Origin of the sequence: Actinobacillus lignieresii, from assembly GCF_900444945.1 — a bacterium.
Taxonomy (GTDB): Bacteria; Pseudomonadota; Gammaproteobacteria; order Enterobacterales; family Pasteurellaceae; genus Actinobacillus; species Actinobacillus lignieresii.
This window is the reverse complement of sequence record NZ_UFRM01000001.1, coordinates 1,542,358-1,560,314: the sequence shown is the minus strand read 5'-3', so window position 1 is coordinate 1,560,314 and position 17,957 is coordinate 1,542,358. Positions and strand designations below refer to the sequence as shown.

The following is a 17,957-nucleotide window of genomic DNA, read 5'->3' as shown; positions in this document are numbered from 1 at the left end:
GACTTATGAAAACATGGCTAATGGGTTTATATGAGTTTTTCCAACGCTATAAAACGGTTTGGACGGAGATCTGGAAAATTCGTCATCAATTGGATACGCCGGATCGAGAAAAGGATGAAAATGAATTTTTACCTGCACACTTAGAGCTGATTGAAACACCGGTGTCAAAAAAACCGAGATTGATCGCTTATTTAATTATGCTGTTCCTATTTTTGGCATTAGTTATTTCAATTGTCAGTCACGTAGAAATTGTGGCGACCGCAACGGGCAAATTAGCGTTTAGCGGACGTAGCAAAGAAATTAAGCCGATTGAAAACGCCTTGGTTAAAGAAATCTTTGTGCAAGACGGACAATTTGTTGAGAAAGATCAGTTGCTGTTACACTTGACCGCATTGGGAGCCGATGCGGATCAACAAAAAATCAAAAGTTCGTTATCGCTGACTAAATTGGAACGTTATCGTTATGAAATTTTATTAGAGGCGGTTGCGGCGGATAGGTTGCCGCTCATTGAACTGACAAAGGATGAATTTAAACATGCTACGGAAGAAGATAAAACCAGAATTCGCTATTTGATCACCGAGCAATTTGAAGCTTGGCAAAAGCAAAAGTATCAAAAAGAATTAGCTTTGCAACGTAGAGAAGCAGAAAAACAAACGGTTTTAGCCAATATTCGTAAATATGAGGGAATCAGTCGAGTTGAAAATGAAAGATTAAAAGATCTTAAAAAATTATTTAATTCGAAATCGACTTCTAAACATGATGTATTGACCCAAGAAAATCGTTATATCGAAGCGGTAAATGAGTTGGCGGTGTATAAATCTCGGTTGAATGAAGTGGAAAGTGACTTACGTCAAGCCAAAGAGGAAATACATTTAATAACTCAGTTGTTTAGAGCCGATATTCTGGAGAAGTTGAAACAAAATGTTGAAGCGGAGAAACAGCTTTCGCTCGAATTAGAAAAAAATGAGCAGCGTCAAATTGCTTCGGTGATTCGTGCGCCGGTTTCCGGTACGGTTCAGCAACTTAAAACCCATACGGTAGGCGGCGTCGTGACGACTGCCGAAACCTTGATGGTAATTGCTCCGGAAGATGATGTTTTAGAGGTAACGGCGTTAATTCAAAATAAGGATATCGGTTTTATCGAGGTCGGTCAGGATGCGGTGATCAAAGTAGAAACTTTTCCTTATACTCGTTACGGCTATTTAATGGGTAAAGTAAAAAATATCACGCTGGAAGCCATCGAACATCCGCAACTCGGTCTAGTTTTTAACTCGATTATTTCTATTGACAGAAAAACTTTATCCGGCAAAGACGGCAAAGAAATTGAACTTGGATCAGGTATGAGTGTGACGGCGGAAATTAAAACTGGAGAACGTAGCGTTATTAGTTATTTACTCAGCCCTTTGGAAGAATCAATCTCGGAGAGTTTAAGAGAACGCTAAAGCAGATAAAACAAGCGGTCATATTTTCTTACTTTTTTGCAAAAAAACGTATGAAATATGACCGCTTGCCGTTTGTTAAAGACTATTTATTTACAATAATTTTAGCACCGTTGGAAAATACGATTTGGCGTGCTTCAAATTGCGCGGTTAGCTGTGCTTGCGGGTTTAGAAATACGGCTTGTGCTTCTTGCGGTAAGTCTGAAACCGGTACGGCAAAGGCAAGTTCCGCCGTGGTTTGGCGTTTTAAGTTATCTTTAAAGGTAACGGGCGCATCTTGCGTGAGGATAACTTTATCATTGTAAACATAGTTTATCGCCCATTGAACGATACGAATATTGCGTTTGGTTTTATTTTCAATACTGTATTTAAAGCTAACCATCGGCTGCCCTTCTTTATTTTTAGCCAATTCATAACCGAAAAAACGTAACCCGATACTGTCATTAAATTGTTTAAGGCGTTTTTCTTTAGCCGAAAGAGGTGCATTTTTAGTTACTGATTTATGTTCAACCGTCGGTTGAATTTTATTGCCTTCAGCTTGAGCATTAAACGCTAAAAAGAATGATGCTACCGCCGTGCTAAGTAATTTAATGTGTTTCATAATTCACCTCGTAATGAGAGCTAAAAGCCGACTTGATATATTACGCTATATATTGTCAGATTTACGGCACAGTTGCAATGACCGCATAACCGTCCGATTCGGCAATAATCTCGACTTGGCTTTCCGCCGCAATGAAAATCGCTTCGCCTTGTTGGAGATAAATGGACTCTTCACCGAGGTCGATATAGATACTGCCTTTCATCACCAATAAGATACTTGCACAGTCGGCCGTAAAGTTTTCTTCGTCAAATGCGTTGAATTGCATATGTTGCAATGCAAAATCTTTCGCTTCAGGCGTCGGATAAAGATGAATGAAACCGTCGTTTTCTTGATAAGGCGGAATAATCTTCGGGGTAATCGGGCGATAATCTATCGAATGTAATAACGCCGGCACATCAATATATTTCGGAGTTAAGCCGCCGCGGATAACGTTATCCGAATTTGCCATTAATTCAATATTTTGCCCGCGCAAATAAGCGTGCGGTAAACCGGCTCCTTGATATAAACCTTCGCCTTTTTTCATATGCACGATATTGAAGAAATAGAAACAAATTAAACCGCCGTCGATTTCTTCAATCGGCGATTGCATATTTTCGACAATATAACAAACCCAGTAATCGGGATTATCCAACTTCAGTTTATCCGCTTGATATTCTTCTCGTTTGGCTTCGACGACCGGTAAAATCCATTGAGCAAGTTGCTGTTTATCGGCTTGCATAATATCCGCATACACAAGCGGCAGCCCTTTTTCTTCCAAGGCTTGAGCAATAGGTTTGAGCGAGTCGTGTACTTGAAGCGCGGCTTGAATATCGATAATCAGTTTGAAGCCGTGCAACGCCCAGACATCCGATAATGCGATCATCATTTCAGGTTTATGATTGGCGTCTTTATAAATTCGATTCGGTGCGTTAAGCGGAATATTACGCAGATTTTCTTGTTCGAATCCGTACTCGGCTTCATTTTTAGTCGGATGAACTTGAATGGAAAGCGGTTGTTTTATATCTAAAATTTTCAATAGATAAGGCAATGTGTCGCCGAATTGGGTGCGAATTTTTTCCCCGAGTAATTCGGGTGTCGTTTCAATCACTTTATCCAGAGGAAGCCAATTTTGTTCAAACAGGATTTCGGAAGGGGCAACGGGATGCGCACCCAGCCAATATTCGGCATAAGGTTTGTCATCGGGATCGGATAACTTAAGGAAATTCGGGATAAAGTTCATACCTCCCCAAACATAATGCTGAAATTTCCCTTTTAGTTTAAAAATCATTGTTTATATCCTCCAAAGAAGTTCACGACTTTTTCAATATCTTCTTTCTCTTGAATACGCACGAGTAAACGTCTACCGCTTTTTAAATCGATGACTAAGATATTATTGTCAGCCAGATTAATTTGTACGATATTTTTATACTCGAAAAAGATATTGCCGAAGAAGAAGCCGCTCTCTTTTAATAGCAAATAAGGCGAACGTAAAAAGGCAGTATAGATACAGAGTATAATCGAAAAGGCTAACAAGTAAATGGTTAATGCTTCAATCCCGTTTTGAATACCGTAAATGATCGGCAAGATAATCAAACCGATTAGGATCCATGCATCTGCTTTAACTTGTTTTTGTAAGCGTACGGCAAGTTTGGTTTCACCTTTTAACTTAGGCATAATACTTTGATCGTAGATAGCGAACAGTATCACGGCAATAATACCCACCAAAAGAATAAAATTTGTCATTTGTGCGATCCGAAAATAAAAAGAAACAAGCGGTCATTTTTCGTCAAAAATTTGCAAAATTTGATAAAAATATGACCGCTTAGTGGTTTAGATATTTATTAAGCTAATGCGCCTGTCGCTGCGCCTAAGATACCGATGACAAAGAATCCGAGGATAATCCAAAGTGCGTTTACACGGTTACGTAATAACCACATACAAGCGAACGTTAGAAGTAACGGTAATAATCCCGGCATTAAGCTATCTAGGATTTGCTGGATTGTCGTGGTTTGTTCGACACCGTCTTGCATTTTAATGGTGGATACGACAAGCGGAACATTTATACTCGTCCATTTCTGAACAAGCGCACCCATAATAAATAAACCTAGTATAGAAGCCCCTTCGGTTAATTTCTGTAATAAGCCGCCGCTCATATCTTGTACGACATCCAAACCTTTTTTATAGCCGTAAGTCACGCCGTAATAACGGGTTGCCAAACGGACAAGGTTAAAGAGTACAAAGAATAGAATCGGGCCTAAAATACTACCGGTTAAGGCAATACCCGCACCGAGTGCGGCAAATACCGGACGAGCGGTTCCCCAATAAATCGGGTCGCCTACACCGGCTAACGGCCCCATAAGGCCGACTTTGATACCGTTAATCGCTGCATCATCAATCGCTTTACCGTTAGCTCGTTCTTCTTCCATTGCAATGGTCACCCCTAATACCGGCGCGGCAACGAAAGGCTGAGTATTAAAGAATTCGAGATGGCGTTTAATCGCATCTTTACGCTCTTGCGAATTCGGATCCGGATATAAACGTTTGATCACCGGTGAGATGGAATACATAAAACCAAGTGCCTGCATACGTTCAAAGTTCCATGAACCTTGGAACAGGTTAGAACGGAGAACAACTGCATTTAAATCGCTTTGCGTTACTTTTTTAATTTCGTTTGTCATTTTATTTTCTCCATTAATCTAATCTGTTATCAAGGTCGTTATCTTGGTTTGCCGCAACGACGACTTGTTGGCTTTTGTTATATTTAGGGTGAATTTGAATATAGAGGACTGCCATAATCGTACCGAGTACGCCGAGCGCAACTAGGTTGAAATCTGTAAATGCCGCGATAACGAATCCTGCATAAAAGAACGGCATTAAATGACCGGCACGCATCATATTGATAACCATGGCGTAACCGACGACCGCAATAAATCCGCCTGCAATTTTCAGACCGGTGGTAACAACTTCCGGAATGGCATTTAACATGGTTTGTACGACATCGGTACCGGCGGTTAATGCAACGATTAACGCAGGGATAGCGATACGCATCGCTTGTAACATTAATGCACCGAAGTGAATCCAGTCTAAGCGATTAAGATTACCGTCTAATACCGACTTATCGGCGGCGTGTTGGAAACCGACGGTAATGGCGCGAACCACATACGTTAAAACTTGACCGGCTGCCGCTAACGGAATGGCGACGGCGATACCGGTTGCGATATCTTGTCCGCCGACAATGACTAAGATGGTTGAGATAACCGATGCGAGTGCTGCATCCGGTGCTAATGCCGCACCGATATTCATCCAGCCTAAGGCTAATAATTCAAGAGAACCGCCGACGATAACGCCGGTTTTTACATCACCTAATACCAAACCGATTAAGGTACAAGCGATTAACGGACGATGCGTTTGGAATTCGTCAAGAATAGAGCCCGCACCGCAAATACAGGACACGAGGAAGACAAGAATGACTTGTAAAGTTGAAATTTCCATTTTAGTTTCCTTTTAGATTAAGCTGTTTTTCTTTAATAAATCCATCATATACTGACGAGCGTCATTTGACACTTTACGCACATCCAGCTCAATGCCTTTAGCGTCTAATGTTTTGAAGGCGTCAATGTCTTGATCATCCACCGCCACTGCGGAAGTTATCATTTTTTTACCGTCTTTATACGCCATACCGCCGATATTGATCGATTCGAACGTAACACCGGCATCCGACAAACGTACGACATCGGTCGGGTTGGTGAAAAGCAGCATCATACGTTCGCCGGCGTATTCCGGATTGTTATAAACCCGAATCATTTTATCGACCGGCACTACGTGTGCGGTAACGCCGGGAGGCGCAACGCTTTTCAACATGGTTGAACGTACCGTATCTTTAGCAACATCATCATTGACGACAACAATACGGGTAACTCGGCTTTCTTTTGTCCAACGTGTGGCGACTTGCCCGTGAATTAAGCGGTCGTCGATACGTGCCAAGCCGATAGTTAAATGTCCGACGCCGTTATTTTGTACCGTTGTCGGCTGAGCGACGGGTGTCGGTTTAACTGCCGGTTCCGCAACCGTTTCTTCTTTCTCTTGCTCTTTTAATGCACGTACGCCTAAACGACCGGCTTCTAAAGCGATTTCTACTAACTCATCTAAAGACGGACCGTCATCACGCGCCATAAAGGTTTCGACTAACATCGGCACATTTACACCGGTAACAATATTCATATTTTGTTTACCGTCGATTGTACGATTCGCCGCATTAAACGGACTGCCGCCCCAAGTATCGACTAAAAACAATACTTCATCGCAATGCGCCAGCTCGTTAGCGAGTTTAGCTTGATATTTCCCCATAATGGTTTCCGCATTTTCTCCGGGGACAAAGTCAATATAGGCAACATCGGATTGCTCGCCAATCAGCATCTCGGTAGTTTTAAGCAGCTGTTCGGCGGCTATGCCGTGGGTTGCTATGATAATAGCAATACTCATTATTTACTCCTTAATGGGATTTTTTAGAAACTGTTTTTTCAAATAGAGTGAAAATCGGAGTAAATTCTAGACGAAAATTTACACAATACAATTGTGAATTTATTAAATTGTGATCTGTATCTCATTTAAACAAAATATCCGTACACCGGATAACCAAATCCATACAATTTATTAACTTTATGTATAAAAATAATTATCTATATCGGCAAAAAACAGAGAATAAATTCCATAAAAAATGCCGTTATCTTTGTATAAGATAACGGCATTCGTTTTAAGGCGTAGAGAAAGTTATTCTTTCGGTAGTCGTTTTACGGCGAGAACCAATCCGCCCCAGATGATGATTAGTGCGATGCACATCATAATAATTGCTGAAGTACTCATTTTATTTTCCTCTTATTGTTCTAATTTAAATTCGGCTTCATTTTTCCATTTTAACCGAGAGAGTAAGAAGGCGACTAGGACTAAGCTGATTGCCATTCCCCAACCGAAAATATTAATAAACCAGCTCGGATAGCCTTCATAGCCCTCATGAACGACTTTAATAATTTCGCTGAATAACATAAATGCCAATACACCGGTAGTGATAATGACGCATAAACGCCATAGTGTGCCGACTTTGAGCGAAGAGGTTTTATTAATATGATGTCCGAGCGTACTTAGCTTACCTTTGGCAATAATTGCCACTAACGAAACGAATGCAACCGCTACGATCCCGAAGTTGTTCACGAATTTATCCATTACATCCAACATCGGTAACCCCGTTGTGGTACCGAACAAGATAACGGACACCAACATCATAGGTAAACCGACCGTAAAGGTTGAAGCAATACGTCCTAATTTTAATTTATCTTGAACCGCTGCAATAATCACTTCAATTACCGAGATAAATGAGGTTAAAGCGGCAAAAGTTAATGAACCGAAGAATAATACGCCGAGTAAGGTTCCCATTGGCGCTTCGTTGATGATAGTCGGGAAGGCGAAGAAGGCCAAGCCGATACCGCCTTTTGCGACTTCACTAACTTCTTGACCGGATGCGGACGCCATAAAGCCTAAAGCGGCGAATACCCCGATTCCTGCCAATACCTCAAAACTGGAGTTGGCAAACCCTACCACCATACCGGTGCCGGTAAGATCAGAGTCCTTTTTCAAGTAAGATGAATAAGTAATCATAATACCGAAGCAAATGGAGAGCGAAAAGAAGATCTGACCGTATGCGGCAATCCATACGCTAGGATCCGCTAATTTTTCCCAATTCGGAGTAAATAGTGCATCCAGACCTTTGGTCGCTCCCGGTAAGAATAAGGATGAAATCACCAAGATAATAAACATCACGACTAAAACCGGCATTAAAATACTTGATGTTTTCGCAATTCCTTTTTCCACCCCTAACGCCAATACGATTAAGGCGATAATCCATACGGCGATAAGCGGGCCGACAACCATACCGACAAAATCAAAGCTGATACCGTTAGCAATATCCCCCATTTTAAGAAATTCGCCGACAAAGAAATCAACCGGTTTATCTCCCCAAGCTTTTGTAAGAGAGAAATAGGTGTAAACCGCTGCCCAACCAAGGACGACGGCATAGTAAATACCGATGATGACATTGACTAAAACTTGCCACCAGCCGAAAACTTCAAAGTGTTGATTTAAGCGGCGGAAAGAAAGCGGAGCCGCCGCACGATGGCGATGCCCAATTGCAAAATCTAAAAATAATAACGGAATACCGGCGGTTAAAAGCGCAACGATATAAGGAATAATAAATGCACCGCCGCCGTTTTCATAAGTCGTGTAGGGGAATCGCCAAATATTACCTAAGCCGACCGCAGATCCGATTGCGGCAATGATAAAGGCGTTTCGACCGGAAAATGTAGCGCGTTTTACGGTAGATGTAGTGTTGGAAGACATGAGATATACCTCAAATATAATTTTATTTTATCTAAATTTGTAAGAGTTATTCGAAATGAAAATATGTCATCAAGAATAGGTTAATACGGTGTGAATATGCCTAAGATTTATTGGGAAGTAAATAGAGAAAAATAAAATTAAGGAGGCTTTTATAGAGGTGTTAATAGAATTTTATTCTATATTTATGTTGATAATTTAGTTTAAAAAACTATTTTTATCTGTTAAGTAGTTTCTTGTATCAATGCCGTTTAATTAAATTAGCATAATCGCGTTAAACTTGTTTGATTAAAAAATATGCTTTAATCGTTTCTGGTTAATAAAAAAGCGGTGGAATTTACAACATTTTTTGCAAATTCCACCGCTTGTATAAGGCGAGGATTAATCTTGCATAGGCTCGACTTTCGCTTGTTTAACCATATTATCGCTCACTTCAAGAATCGTTATTTTCAGGTTATATAAGCTAAACTGAGTATCTTCGTCCGGAATTTTCTCTAAATGTTCCAGAATCAATCCGTTAAAGGTTCTGGCTTCATCAACGGGCAGATTCCAATCAAATAGCTTATTCAGATCGCGTAAATTTGCCGAACCTTCAATAATCACCGAACCGTCGGACTGCGGTTTGACTTCTTCTATCGTCGGTGCGGTCGAGGTAGTAAATTCGCCGACGATTTCTTCAAGAATGTCTTCCAAGGTGACTAAGCCTTTAATATCCCCGTATTCGTCCACCACTAAACCGATACGTTCTTTATTACTTTTGAAATTCATTAATTGGGTGGTTAAAGGTGTCCCTTCGGGAATGAAATAAACTTCATCAACCGCTCGAATCAGCGTTTCTTTACTCGGCTCGTCTTTTTCTAAAAGTAAACGGAACGCCTCTCGTACGCGCAGCATACCGATGATGTTTTTATCCATATTACCTTTATAAAGCACGACTCGGGCGTGAGCGGCGTGGTTAAGTTGGCGCATAATCGATTTCCAATCGTCATCAATATCAATGCTACCGATATCGTTACGCGGCACCATAATATCTTCAACCGTCACTTTCTCCATATCTAAAATGGAAATTAGCATTTCTTGGTGCCCGGTCGGAATAAATTTTCCGGCTTCTAAAACCACACCGCGTAATTCTTCCGCACTCAGTCCTTTATTTTCATCTTTTTTAACGCGTAATAATTTCATTAAGCCGCTGATGATTAAATTCATCAAGAACACAAGCGGCATTAATAATTTTTTTAACGGCGTTAAGATATAACTGGCGAAAAAGCCGATTTTTTCCGGATAAATCGCCGCAATGGTTTTAGGCAGAATTTCCGAGAAAACCAGCATCACAAAAGTCAGCGCACCGGTGGCAATCGCCACACCGGCATCGCCGGCTAAACGCATACCGATCATGGTAGCAATCGCGGAGGCGGCGATATTGACTAAGTTATTACAAATAAGGATAAGACTAAGTAAAACATCCGTTTTGTTAAGGAGTTTCTCCGCAAGTTTCGCCCCTTTATGACCGCTTTCGGCAAGGTGGCGCATTTTATAGCGGTTGAGCGACATTAGTCCCGTTTCGGAACTTGAGAAAAACGCAGAAAGGAATAAGAGAATTGCGAGTGAAATAAAAAGAGTACTCAGGGGAATACTGTCCAAAATAAATGTCCTATGTAAGTGGATAATTAAGCGGTCGGATTTGAATAAAAATTTGCAAAAAACGCTGAAAATCCAACCGCTTCCTAAGGTGATATTTAGATCATATGACTACCGAAATAACCGACGGTCAATAACATTGTACCTAAAATCGAATAAATTAGCACCCGATTTCCACGCCAACGGAATTTCCATTGCCCTAAAAGTTGGATGTTGTAAACAATCCAAGCAAGGAAAGAAAATATTGCCTTATGGATTTGTTCCGGTGCGAAAAAGTTATGTAAATAAATCATTCCCGAAATCAGGGTTATCGTTAATAACGCTTGAGCGGCTAACGTCAGCGTAAAAAAGTGGCGTTCTACCGTCATTAACGGCGGTAACATACTGCAAAACACGGCTTTTTTGCTTTTCAGTTTATTATCCAACCATTTTAATTGGAACGCATAAATTAACGCTAAGAAAAAGAGTGCGTAGGAAAAAATCGCAATACCTAAATGGAAAATCAGACCGGTATTTTGCGCAATATTTTTAATAAAGTTACCGCTGGCAAAGGCGGATGCCGCTACGCTACAAATGCCGAAGGTATAAACCACCATTAACGGAAACCAAATGGTTTTCCAACGCGGTAAGGCAAGTGTTGCGACAGCCGTCAGCAATAAGCTCATCATTGAGTTTACGTTAGAAAGTGAGAAATTCTGACCGCCCTCGCTCAGCACCAATTCTTGCGATAAATTGATTGCGTGAAAGAATACGGCAAGTAAGCCGAATCCAAAAACCGCTTTAAGATTCGGTTTTTTATCACCGGTTTGGTTTTCTAAATTGGCGAGTGTGGGGGTAACCCATAATAATGCGGCAGCATAAGCCAGCATTGCTAAAATCGCAAATAACATTGTCATCCCGTTTAAAAATAAGAATAGTTTTCAGATACGTAGTCAAATTACCAGTTTTATCGCTTTTTTGCTATGGTTAGACGTGAAAAATTTCTATAAGTTTACCTTATATCAAACCGGTTCGGTTTATTTAGTTTAGCTTATGAGATATTTTTTAAAAATCCGATTTTCTCTTTGACTATTTTGCTTTCTATCTGTAATATGCACACCCTATGCAAAAGGTAAAACTACCCCTCACCATTGACCCATATAAAGACGCTCAGCGTCGAATGGATTACGAAGGCTACATCTCACGTAGTCTGCTTAATCGTTTGGGTGAATCTGTGAGCAATGTGCTAAGCGATGCACAAGTTACTCTCTCGTTATATATCGATCCGCAACGCTTAACCGTTATTAAAGGTACGGCGACAGTGGAAGTGGAATTCGATTGCCAACGATGCGGTAACCCGTTTACACAAACGCTTGACTGTTCGTTTTGTTTCAGTCCAGTGTCCAATATGGATCAGGCGGACAATTTGCCCGAAATTTATGAACCAATCGAAGTAAACGAGTTCGGTGAAGTAAATTTACTAGATATGATTGAAGATGAATTTATCATCGAATTGCCTCTAGTCCCGATGCATAGTGAAGAACACTGTGAAGTGTCCGTGAGTGAACAGGTGTTTGGCGAATTGCCTGAAGAATTGGCGAAAAAACCTAACCCGTTCGCTGTATTAGCTAATTTAAAGAAAAACTAGATCTAGGAGTATAGCCAATGGCTGTTCAACAAAATAAAAAATCTCGTTCACGTCGTGATATGCGTCGTTCACATGATGCATTAACAACAGCAGCAGTTTCAGTAGATAAAACAACTGGTGAAACTCACTTACGTCACCATGTAACTGCTGACGGTTACTACCGTGGTCGTAAAGTAATCAACAAATAATCTCGGTTAGTTTCGAGGTATCAGTTGAATCGTCTAACCCTTGCGTTAGATGTGATGGGCGGGGACTTTGGTCCCCGTATTACTATCCCGGCATTATCTTTAGCATTGGAAAAGAATCCAATGTTATCTTTTGTTCTATTCGGCGATCAGAGCCAATGTTCCCCATTACTTAATTCTCTTCCGGCAACACAGCAACAACGAATTACTTTTGTGCATACTTCTCGTATTATCGCGGCGGATATTCCTTTTACGCAAGCGTTACGTCAGAGTAAAGGCAGTTCTATGAGACTGGCGTTAGAAGCCGTAGCGAGAGGAGAGGTGCAAGGTTGTGTAAGCGGAGGAAATACCGGAGCATTGATGGGCTTAGCTAAATTACTGATAAAGCCTTTGCCGAATATTGAACGTCCCGCATTGACAACCTTAATTCCCAGTATGAACGGCAAATCGAGCGTGATGTTGGATCTCGGTGCCAATGTGGAAGCTGACAGTCAATTATTATGTCAATTTGCGGAAATGGGTAATATTTTTGCCGAAGTGATGTTGGATTTGGTTCATCCTCGCTTGGCATTATTAAATATCGGTACCGAAGAGAATAAAGGTAATCAAATTATTCGTGATACGCATCAGCTGCTTAAGCAACGGTATGATTTAAACTATATCGGCTTTATTGAAAGCGATAAGTTGATGAATCATTTTGCGGATGTGATTATTTGTGACGGTTTTAGCGGTAATATCGCCTTAAAAGCTTTGGAAGGTGCGGCTAAAAATATTCTTTCGTTATTAAAAAAGCCGACGCCCGATTCTCATCTTTGCCAAACGGCCAAACGTTATTTATTACGTGCGATTTTCTATCGTTATTACCGAAAATTACAGCAAATCAATCCGGATCGTCATAACGGCGCAACTTTACTCGGATTATCTTCGGTTGTGGTAAAAAGCCATGGCGGAGCAGGGGTAAATGCATATTTTTATGCGATAGATCACGCAATCGGGCAGATTCGGAGCGGAATTCCTGATAAAATTTCACAAGGTTTAAACAGATTACATCAAAATTTATAGAGAATCGAAATATGTACAGCAAAATTCTAGCAACGGGTAGTTATTTACCCGCTCAAATTCGTACTAATGCTGATTTAGAAAAAATGGTCGATACTAGCGATGAGTGGATTTTTACTCGTTCCGGTATGAAAGAGCGTCGTATTGCCGCCGCAGATGAAACGGTTGCGACAATGGGCGCGCAAGCGGCTAAAAATGCACTGGAAATAGCGAATATCGATCACAATGAAATTGATCTGATTGTTGTGGGAACTACAACCAACTCTCACGCCTATCCGAGTGCGGCTTGCCAAATTCAAGGTATGTTAGATATCCAAGATGCGATTGCGTTTGACGTTGCCGCCGCTTGTACCGGTTTTGTGTATGCGTTAAGTGTTGCCGATCAGTTTGTACGTAGCGGCAAAGTAAAAAAAGCGTTGGTCATCGGTTCGGATTTAAATTCTCGCGCATTGGATGAAACCGATCGCAGTACCGTTGTGTTATTCGGTGACGGAGCCGGTGCGGTCGTTCTTGAAGCCAGCGAAGAACAAGGTATTATTTCAACGCATTTACATTCGTCTTCCGATAGTGAGTATATGCTTGCTTTACCGGCACAAAAACGTGGTGACGAGCGATCCGGCTTTATTCAAATGCAAGGCAATGCAACCTTTAAACTTGCGGTAGGACAGCTCTCAAGCGTGGTGGAAGAAACTCTTGAAGAGAATAACTTACAAAAATCGGATTTAGACTGGTTGGTGCCGCATCAAGCGAATATCCGTATTATTGCGGCAACCGCGAAAAAACTTGAAATGGATATGTCGCAAGTGGTGCTTACCGTCGAGAAATACGGTAATAACAGTGCGGCGACCGTGCCTGTTGCATTAGATGAAGCGGTACGTGACGGACGTATTCAACGCGGTCAATTATTGCTGCTTGAAGCCTTTGGCGGCGGCTGGACTTGGGGTTCCGCTCTTGTTCGTTTTTAACAAGCGGTCAAAAAAGATAGAATTTTTACAAATGTCAGAAAAACAAACTTTTGCAGATAAAAAACGTAAAACGGTAGAACAAGCCGAATTCACCGAAGACGGTCGCTATCTTCGTAAAGTACGTAGTTTCGTATTGCGTACCGGACGTTTGAGCGATTACCAACGTGATATGATGAATAATAACTGGGCGAATCTCGGTTTGGATTATCAAAACACGCCGTTTAATTTTGAGCAGATCTTCGGTAACAACAATCCGGTAGTGTTAGAAATCGGCTTTGGTATGGGGCGTTCGTTAGTTGAAATGGCGAAGCAAAATCCGGATCGTAACTACATCGGGATTGAAGTACATACGCCGGGTGTCGGCGCTTGTATCGCTTATGCATTGGAAAAAGGCGTAAAAAACTTACGTGTGATTTGCCATGACGCAACGGAAATTTTACGTGATGCGATTGCTGACGGTTCACTTGGCGGTTTACAACTTTATTTCCCGGATCCGTGGCAAAAAGCGAAACACCATAAACGCCGGATCGTACAGCCGGAATTTATCACTCGAGTACTCACTAAATTAGGCGATAACGGTTTTATCCATTTCGCAACCGACTGGGAAAACTACGCAGAACATATGTTGGAAGTGTTACGTCAATTCGATAAAGAACTACGCAATACTTCAGAAACTAACGATTTTATTCCACGCCCGGATTTCCGTCCTTTAACCAAGTTTGAAGAACGTGGTCATCGCCTTGGACACGGTGTGTGGGACTTATATTTCGTTAAACAAGCATAATCGGTTTAACGATTGATTTTAACTATCCATTCTCATTAAATAAGGGGAGATAAAAATGGCTATTCAACGTAATGCGCGTCAGCGTAAAAAAATGCACTTGGCAGAATTCCAAGAATTAGGCTTCTTAGTAAAATTCCAATTCGCAGAAAACACAGGCATTGATCAAATTGATTTAACAGTTGATCGTTTCATCGCAGAAGTGATTAAGCCGAACGGTTTAGCTTATGAAGGCAGCGGTTACTTACATTGGGAAGGTTTAGTTTGCTTAGAAAAATTAGGCAAATGTGATGAATCTCACCAACAATTAGTAAAAACTTGGTTAGAAAACAATGGCTTAACTCAAGTTGAAGTCAGCGATTTATTCGACATTTGGTGGGACTACCCGGTTCAAGGCTAATGTTTTAGCAACAAGCGGTTAAATTTTGCAAAAAAATTGTAAAATCCGACCGCTTTCTATCATGAGGGCGGGGTATTCCCGCCCGAATAGTTTATAGAGATATTTATAAGAGGAAGATAGATGGAATTTCTAGCCCCTGTTCTTTCAATCATTATCGGCTTTTTTAGCTTCGTATTAATTTTGCGTACTTGGCTGCAATTCTGCCGAGTCGATCCTTATATGCCGTTATCCCAATCGCTTTTACGTCTTACTTCACCTCTAGTGAATCCGGTCGGTAAAGTGATTCCGACCGTAAAAAACATTAATTTTGCCGCCTTACTGATTGCATTGTTGTTACTTGCATTAGAGAAATTTATTTTAGGCGTACCGGTTGCCATGGCTGTATTAGCCGGCTTATTGGGTGTGGTAAAAACCTTCGGTCAGATTTTGTTTTTCACCACCTTAATTCGTGCTTTAATGAGTTGGGTTACCCGTGGCGATCATCCGTTAGATTATATGGTGGCGCAAATTACCGAGCCGGTATTAGGCTTTATCCGTAAATTATTACCGCGTACCGGTATGTTAGATTTTTCGGTGATGGTACTCGGTTTCGGCTTAATTCTGCTCAATAACCTTTTCTATCGCATATTCGGCGTACTTTGGGCCATCGCTTAATATGGAAGCGGTAGAACGTATTGAAAATCCGTACGGTATCCGCCTGCGGATTTTTTTACAGCCGAAGGCAAGTCGTGATCAAATTGTCGGCTTACACGATAACGAACTCAAAATTGCGATTACTGCACCGCCGGTCGATGGCGCAGCGAATGCACATTTGCTGAAATATTTGAGTAAGTTATTTAAAGTGCCTAAAAGCAGTATTGTGTTGGAAAAAGGCGAATTACAACGACATAAACAATTGTTTGTGCCGGAGCCGAAATTAATTCCAAAGGAAATTGAAACTTTGTTTAATAAAGGAACATAGTTCACTGAAACGTTACTATGTTTAGTGAACTATGTTTATTAATTAAAGCTATTCGCTAGGTTCATATTATCAGTAATGATGCCGTCCACTCCGTTATCAAATAGAGTTTTAATATCCTGTTCGTTATTTGCGGTATAAACCATAACAAATCGTTTAATTGCATGGCATTTGGTAACAAGTTCTGGAGTGGCGATTTTATAATTCAGTACAAAGCCGCTACATTCCAAAGCACTGATGCTTTCCCAAGCCGAATCACGCCATTTATCCAGTAATAATGCGCGAGGGATAGTAGTTTCCGCATCGTAAGCTCCCTGTAAAGCTTCTTCACTAAATGAAGAGAGAAGAAACGGGCAAATACCTTCCGAGGTGATAAATCGTTGTAAGAATTTCGCACATTGCATCCCCGTTCTATAGTCTTGTCCCAGGTTTGGTTTAATTTCTACATTGAGAAAAGCATGATTATCCAGTACAAGACGTACAATGCTTTCTAATAGTGGAATGGGTTCTTGAGTAAAGTTTGTGCCGAACCAACTACCGGCATCAAGTCGGTTCAATTGTTCCCAATTGATTCTCGCGCTACCTTGTCCTGATGTTGTGCGTTCAAGCGTATCATCATGTAATAAAAACAGCAGATCATCGGCAGAAAGTTTGGCATCACATTCAAACATTCGGTATCCTCGTTGAATACCTAGCTGAAATGCCGCCAATGTATTTTCCGGAGCTTGATTTCCGCCGCCGCGGTGGGCGATAAATTTTGGATATGGATATTGCATTGTTAATCCTTATTTTCTTTTTATATCAATTCGTTAATTTCTTATATTATGCCTGACGTAAATTTGTCGTCGCATTAAACCAATGTAGTTGAGAGAAATCTGCTTCAATATGAAATACACCGGCAGTAGCATGATGTAACAGTTCTGAGCGGATTCGGTTATGGCGAATAATGATCGGCTGTTGCCCCAATTCGGCATAAATGAGTTGTTCCGAACCAAGTAATTCACTGGTAGAAATATGGCTTTCCCAGCTGGTTTCGTTTGCTTGATCCAAAAGGCGGATATGCTCGGGTCGAATACCTAAGATCCAGTCACTCTCATCTTGTACTTGTATGCTTATCGGTACGGGTACGCCTCTTAATAGTTGCCCGTCACAATAAACTTTATGCTGTTTCACTTGGACTTTTAATAGATTCATGGCAGGTAAACCGATGAAGTTTGCGACAAATGTCGATGCCGGATAAGAAAAAATATTCTCCGGCGTATCAAATTGTTCGATTTTCCCTTTATTCATCACAATGATACGATCCGCCAGAGTCATTGCTTCCGTTTGATCATGGGTAACGTAGAGTGAAGTTACGCCGATTTTATTATGACGGCGGCGAATTTCTAAGCGTGTCGATGTACGTAATTTTGCATCTAGATTTGAGAGTGGTTCATCAAACAGAAATAATTGTGGTTTACGTACAATGGCTCTACCCATCGCAACACGTTGCCGCTGTCCGCCCGATAATTCTTTCGGTTTTTTATCTAAATGAGCTTCTATATCTAACATTTTGGCAGCTTCGGCAATACGTTGCTCAATTTCTTCCGCCGGCATTTTCGCTAACTTTATTCCGTAAGACATATTTTCACGTACCGTCATGTGCGGATAGAGCGCGTAATTTTGAAAAACCATGGCAATGTTACGTTGTGACGGCTCTAATTCGGTCACATTACAATTTCCGATGATAATTTCACCGCTTGTCGGCGTTTCTAAGCCTGCAACAATCCTTAATAAGGTGGATTTACCGCAGCCGGACGGTCCGACGACCACAATAAATTCCCCCAGTTTAACTTGTATATCAATGCCTTTTAAAATTAAATCTTGAGGTTTTTTCGTTGTGCCGTAATGTTTCGTGATATTTTTTAACACTAGTGTTGCCATAACATTATTTTCTTG

General features: G+C 41.1%; 21 protein-coding genes. 9 read left to right on the top strand and 12 right to left on the bottom strand.

Annotated elements, in window-relative coordinates; all coding sequences use genetic code 11:
- The first annotated feature begins 5 nt into the window (after positions 1-5).
- Complete coding sequence (apxID, locus tag DY200_RS07240) at positions 6-1,442, top strand: RTX toxin T1SS ABC transporter adaptor subunit ApxID (RefSeq protein ID WP_115587498.1); 1,437 nt, start codon at positions 6-8, stop codon at positions 1,440-1,442.
- A gap of 82 nt (positions 1,443-1,524) precedes the next feature.
- Here the strand turns inward: apxID and DY200_RS07235 are convergent, their stop codons facing one another.
- The 10 genes from DY200_RS07235 to DY200_RS07190 form a co-directional block, all read right to left on the bottom strand.
- Entirely contained in the window at positions 1,525-2,040 is a 516-nt protein-coding gene (locus DY200_RS07235) for a hypothetical protein (protein ID WP_115587497.1), read from the bottom strand.
- A gap of 61 nt (positions 2,041-2,101) precedes the next feature.
- The gene (gene manA / locus DY200_RS07230) at positions 2,102-3,307 is read right to left on the bottom strand and encodes a mannose-6-phosphate isomerase, class I (protein WP_115587496.1); all 1,206 of its coding nucleotides are present in this window, start codon (positions 3,305-3,307) and stop codon (positions 2,102-2,104) included.
- Positions 3,304-3,762, bottom strand: coding sequence for a DUF986 family protein (locus tag DY200_RS07225; protein WP_005618984.1), 459 nt, complete (start codon positions 3,760-3,762; stop codon positions 3,304-3,306). Before DY200_RS07225 ends, manA begins: the two co-directional genes overlap by 4 nt.
- 98 nt (positions 3,763-3,860) lie before the next feature.
- On the bottom strand, positions 3,861-4,697 hold the full coding sequence (locus DY200_RS07220) for a PTS mannose transporter subunit IID (RefSeq protein WP_005598569.1): 837 nt from the start codon (positions 4,695-4,697) through the stop codon (positions 3,861-3,863).
- A 13-nt stretch (positions 4,698-4,710) separates the two neighbouring features.
- On the bottom strand, positions 4,711-5,511 hold the full coding sequence (locus DY200_RS07215) for a PTS mannose/fructose/sorbose transporter subunit IIC (protein ID WP_005598566.1): 801 nt from the start codon (positions 5,509-5,511) through the stop codon (positions 4,711-4,713).
- Between the two features lie 12 nt (positions 5,512-5,523).
- Entirely contained in the window at positions 5,524-6,501 is a 978-nt protein-coding gene (gene manX, locus DY200_RS07210) for a PTS mannose transporter subunit IIAB (protein WP_115587495.1), read from the bottom strand.
- A gap of 288 nt (positions 6,502-6,789) precedes the next feature.
- Complete coding sequence (locus tag DY200_RS07205; RefSeq protein ID WP_115587494.1) at positions 6,790-6,882, bottom strand: methionine/alanine import family NSS transporter small subunit; 93 nt, start codon at positions 6,880-6,882, stop codon at positions 6,790-6,792.
- 12 nt (positions 6,883-6,894) lie between these two features.
- A complete protein-coding gene (locus DY200_RS07200) occupies positions 6,895-8,409 on the bottom strand; it encodes a sodium-dependent transporter (protein WP_115587493.1) in 1,515 nt (504 codons plus the stop codon).
- A 378-nt stretch (positions 8,410-8,787) separates the two neighbouring features.
- The gene (locus DY200_RS07195) at positions 8,788-10,047 is read right to left on the bottom strand and encodes an HlyC/CorC family transporter (RefSeq protein ID WP_115587492.1); all 1,260 of its coding nucleotides are present in this window, start codon (positions 10,045-10,047) and stop codon (positions 8,788-8,790) included.
- Between the two features lie 95 nt (positions 10,048-10,142).
- Complete coding sequence (locus tag DY200_RS07190; protein WP_115587491.1) at positions 10,143-10,934, bottom strand: cytochrome C assembly family protein; 792 nt, start codon at positions 10,932-10,934, stop codon at positions 10,143-10,145.
- A gap of 212 nt (positions 10,935-11,146) precedes the next feature.
- Here DY200_RS07190 and yceD point away from each other — a divergent pair, with 212 nt between their 5' ends.
- From yceD to yggU, 8 genes are all read left to right on the top strand, one after another.
- The gene (yceD, locus tag DY200_RS07185) at positions 11,147-11,671 is read left to right on the top strand and encodes a 23S rRNA accumulation protein YceD (protein ID WP_005601997.1); all 525 of its coding nucleotides are present in this window, start codon (positions 11,147-11,149) and stop codon (positions 11,669-11,671) included.
- Positions 11,672-11,688: 17 nt separating this feature from the next.
- On the top strand, positions 11,689-11,859 hold the full coding sequence (gene rpmF / locus DY200_RS07180; protein ID WP_005598552.1) for a 50S ribosomal protein L32: 171 nt from the start codon (positions 11,689-11,691) through the stop codon (positions 11,857-11,859).
- Between the two features lie 24 nt (positions 11,860-11,883).
- Positions 11,884-12,918 (top strand): phosphate acyltransferase PlsX, encoded by a 1,035-nt coding sequence (gene plsX, locus DY200_RS07175; RefSeq protein ID WP_115587490.1) that lies wholly within the window; start codon positions 11,884-11,886, stop codon positions 12,916-12,918.
- Between the two features lie 11 nt (positions 12,919-12,929).
- Entirely contained in the window at positions 12,930-13,880 is a 951-nt protein-coding gene (locus DY200_RS07170; protein WP_115587489.1) for a beta-ketoacyl-ACP synthase III, read from the top strand.
- Positions 13,881-13,911: 31 nt separating this feature from the next.
- Positions 13,912-14,664 (top strand): tRNA (guanosine(46)-N7)-methyltransferase TrmB, encoded by a 753-nt coding sequence (gene trmB / locus DY200_RS07165; protein ID WP_005617860.1) that lies wholly within the window; start codon positions 13,912-13,914, stop codon positions 14,662-14,664.
- Between the two features lie 55 nt (positions 14,665-14,719).
- On the top strand, positions 14,720-15,061 hold the full coding sequence (locus DY200_RS07160; protein WP_005598541.1) for a YggL family protein: 342 nt from the start codon (positions 14,720-14,722) through the stop codon (positions 15,059-15,061).
- 120 nt (positions 15,062-15,181) lie between these two features.
- Positions 15,182-15,715, top strand: coding sequence for a YggT family protein (locus DY200_RS07155; protein WP_115587488.1), 534 nt, complete (start codon positions 15,182-15,184; stop codon positions 15,713-15,715).
- 1 nt (position 15,716) lies between these two features.
- Positions 15,717-16,022 (top strand): DUF167 family protein YggU, encoded by a 306-nt coding sequence (gene yggU / locus DY200_RS07150; RefSeq protein ID WP_115587487.1) that lies wholly within the window; start codon positions 15,717-15,719, stop codon positions 16,020-16,022.
- Positions 16,023-16,060: 38 nt separating this feature from the next.
- Here the strand turns inward: yggU and DY200_RS07145 are convergent, their stop codons facing one another.
- Both DY200_RS07145 and DY200_RS07140 read right to left on the bottom strand, forming a co-directional pair.
- The gene (locus DY200_RS07145; protein WP_115587486.1) at positions 16,061-16,795 is read right to left on the bottom strand and encodes a glycerophosphodiester phosphodiesterase family protein; all 735 of its coding nucleotides are present in this window, start codon (positions 16,793-16,795) and stop codon (positions 16,061-16,063) included.
- Between the two features lie 46 nt (positions 16,796-16,841).
- A complete protein-coding gene (locus DY200_RS07140) occupies positions 16,842-17,942 on the bottom strand; it encodes an ABC transporter ATP-binding protein (protein WP_115587485.1) in 1,101 nt (366 codons plus the stop codon).
- Positions 17,943-17,957 lie beyond the last annotated feature (15 nt).

Bases quoted from the DNA above. Each gene is read 5' to 3' on its own strand.
- apxID (WP_115587498.1), top strand. From the start codon at position 6: ATGAAAACATGGCTAATGGGTTTATATGAGTTTTTCCAACGCTATAAA.
- DY200_RS07235 (WP_115587497.1), bottom strand. From the start codon at position 2,040: ATGAAACACATTAAATTACTTAGCACGGCGGTAGCATCATTCTTTTTA.
- manA (WP_115587496.1), bottom strand. From the start codon at position 3,307: ATGATTTTTAAACTAAAAGGGAAATTTCAGCATTATGTTTGGGGAGGT.
- DY200_RS07225 (WP_005618984.1), bottom strand. From the start codon at position 3,762: ATGACAAATTTTATTCTTTTGGTGGGTATTATTGCCGTGATACTGTTC.
- DY200_RS07220 (WP_005598569.1), bottom strand. From the start codon at position 4,697: ATGACAAACGAAATTAAAAAAGTAACGCAAAGCGATTTAAATGCAGTT.
- DY200_RS07215 (WP_005598566.1), bottom strand. From the start codon at position 5,511: ATGGAAATTTCAACTTTACAAGTCATTCTTGTCTTCCTCGTGTCCTGT.
- manX (WP_115587495.1), bottom strand. From the start codon at position 6,501: ATGAGTATTGCTATTATCATAGCAACCCACGGCATAGCCGCCGAACAG.
- DY200_RS07205 (WP_115587494.1), bottom strand. From the start codon at position 6,882: ATGAGTACTTCAGCAATTATTATGATGTGCATCGCACTAATCATCATC.
- DY200_RS07200 (WP_115587493.1), bottom strand. From the start codon at position 8,409: ATGTCTTCCAACACTACATCTACCGTAAAACGCGCTACATTTTCCGGT.
- DY200_RS07190 (WP_115587491.1), bottom strand. From the start codon at position 10,934: ATGTTATTTGCGATTTTAGCAATGCTGGCTTATGCTGCCGCATTATTA.
- yceD (WP_005601997.1), top strand. From the start codon at position 11,147: ATGCAAAAGGTAAAACTACCCCTCACCATTGACCCATATAAAGACGCT.
- rpmF (WP_005598552.1), top strand. From the start codon at position 11,689: ATGGCTGTTCAACAAAATAAAAAATCTCGTTCACGTCGTGATATGCGT.
- DY200_RS07170 (WP_115587489.1), top strand. From the start codon at position 12,930: ATGTACAGCAAAATTCTAGCAACGGGTAGTTATTTACCCGCTCAAATT.
- trmB (WP_005617860.1), top strand. From the start codon at position 13,912: ATGTCAGAAAAACAAACTTTTGCAGATAAAAAACGTAAAACGGTAGAA.
- DY200_RS07160 (WP_005598541.1), top strand. From the start codon at position 14,720: ATGGCTATTCAACGTAATGCGCGTCAGCGTAAAAAAATGCACTTGGCA.
- DY200_RS07155 (WP_115587488.1), top strand. From the start codon at position 15,182: ATGGAATTTCTAGCCCCTGTTCTTTCAATCATTATCGGCTTTTTTAGC.
- yggU (WP_115587487.1), top strand. From the start codon at position 15,717: ATGGAAGCGGTAGAACGTATTGAAAATCCGTACGGTATCCGCCTGCGG.
- DY200_RS07145 (WP_115587486.1), bottom strand. From the start codon at position 16,795: ATGCAATATCCATATCCAAAATTTATCGCCCACCGCGGCGGCGGAAAT.
- DY200_RS07140 (WP_115587485.1), bottom strand. From the start codon at position 17,942: ATGGCAACACTAGTGTTAAAAAATATCACGAAACATTACGGCACAACG.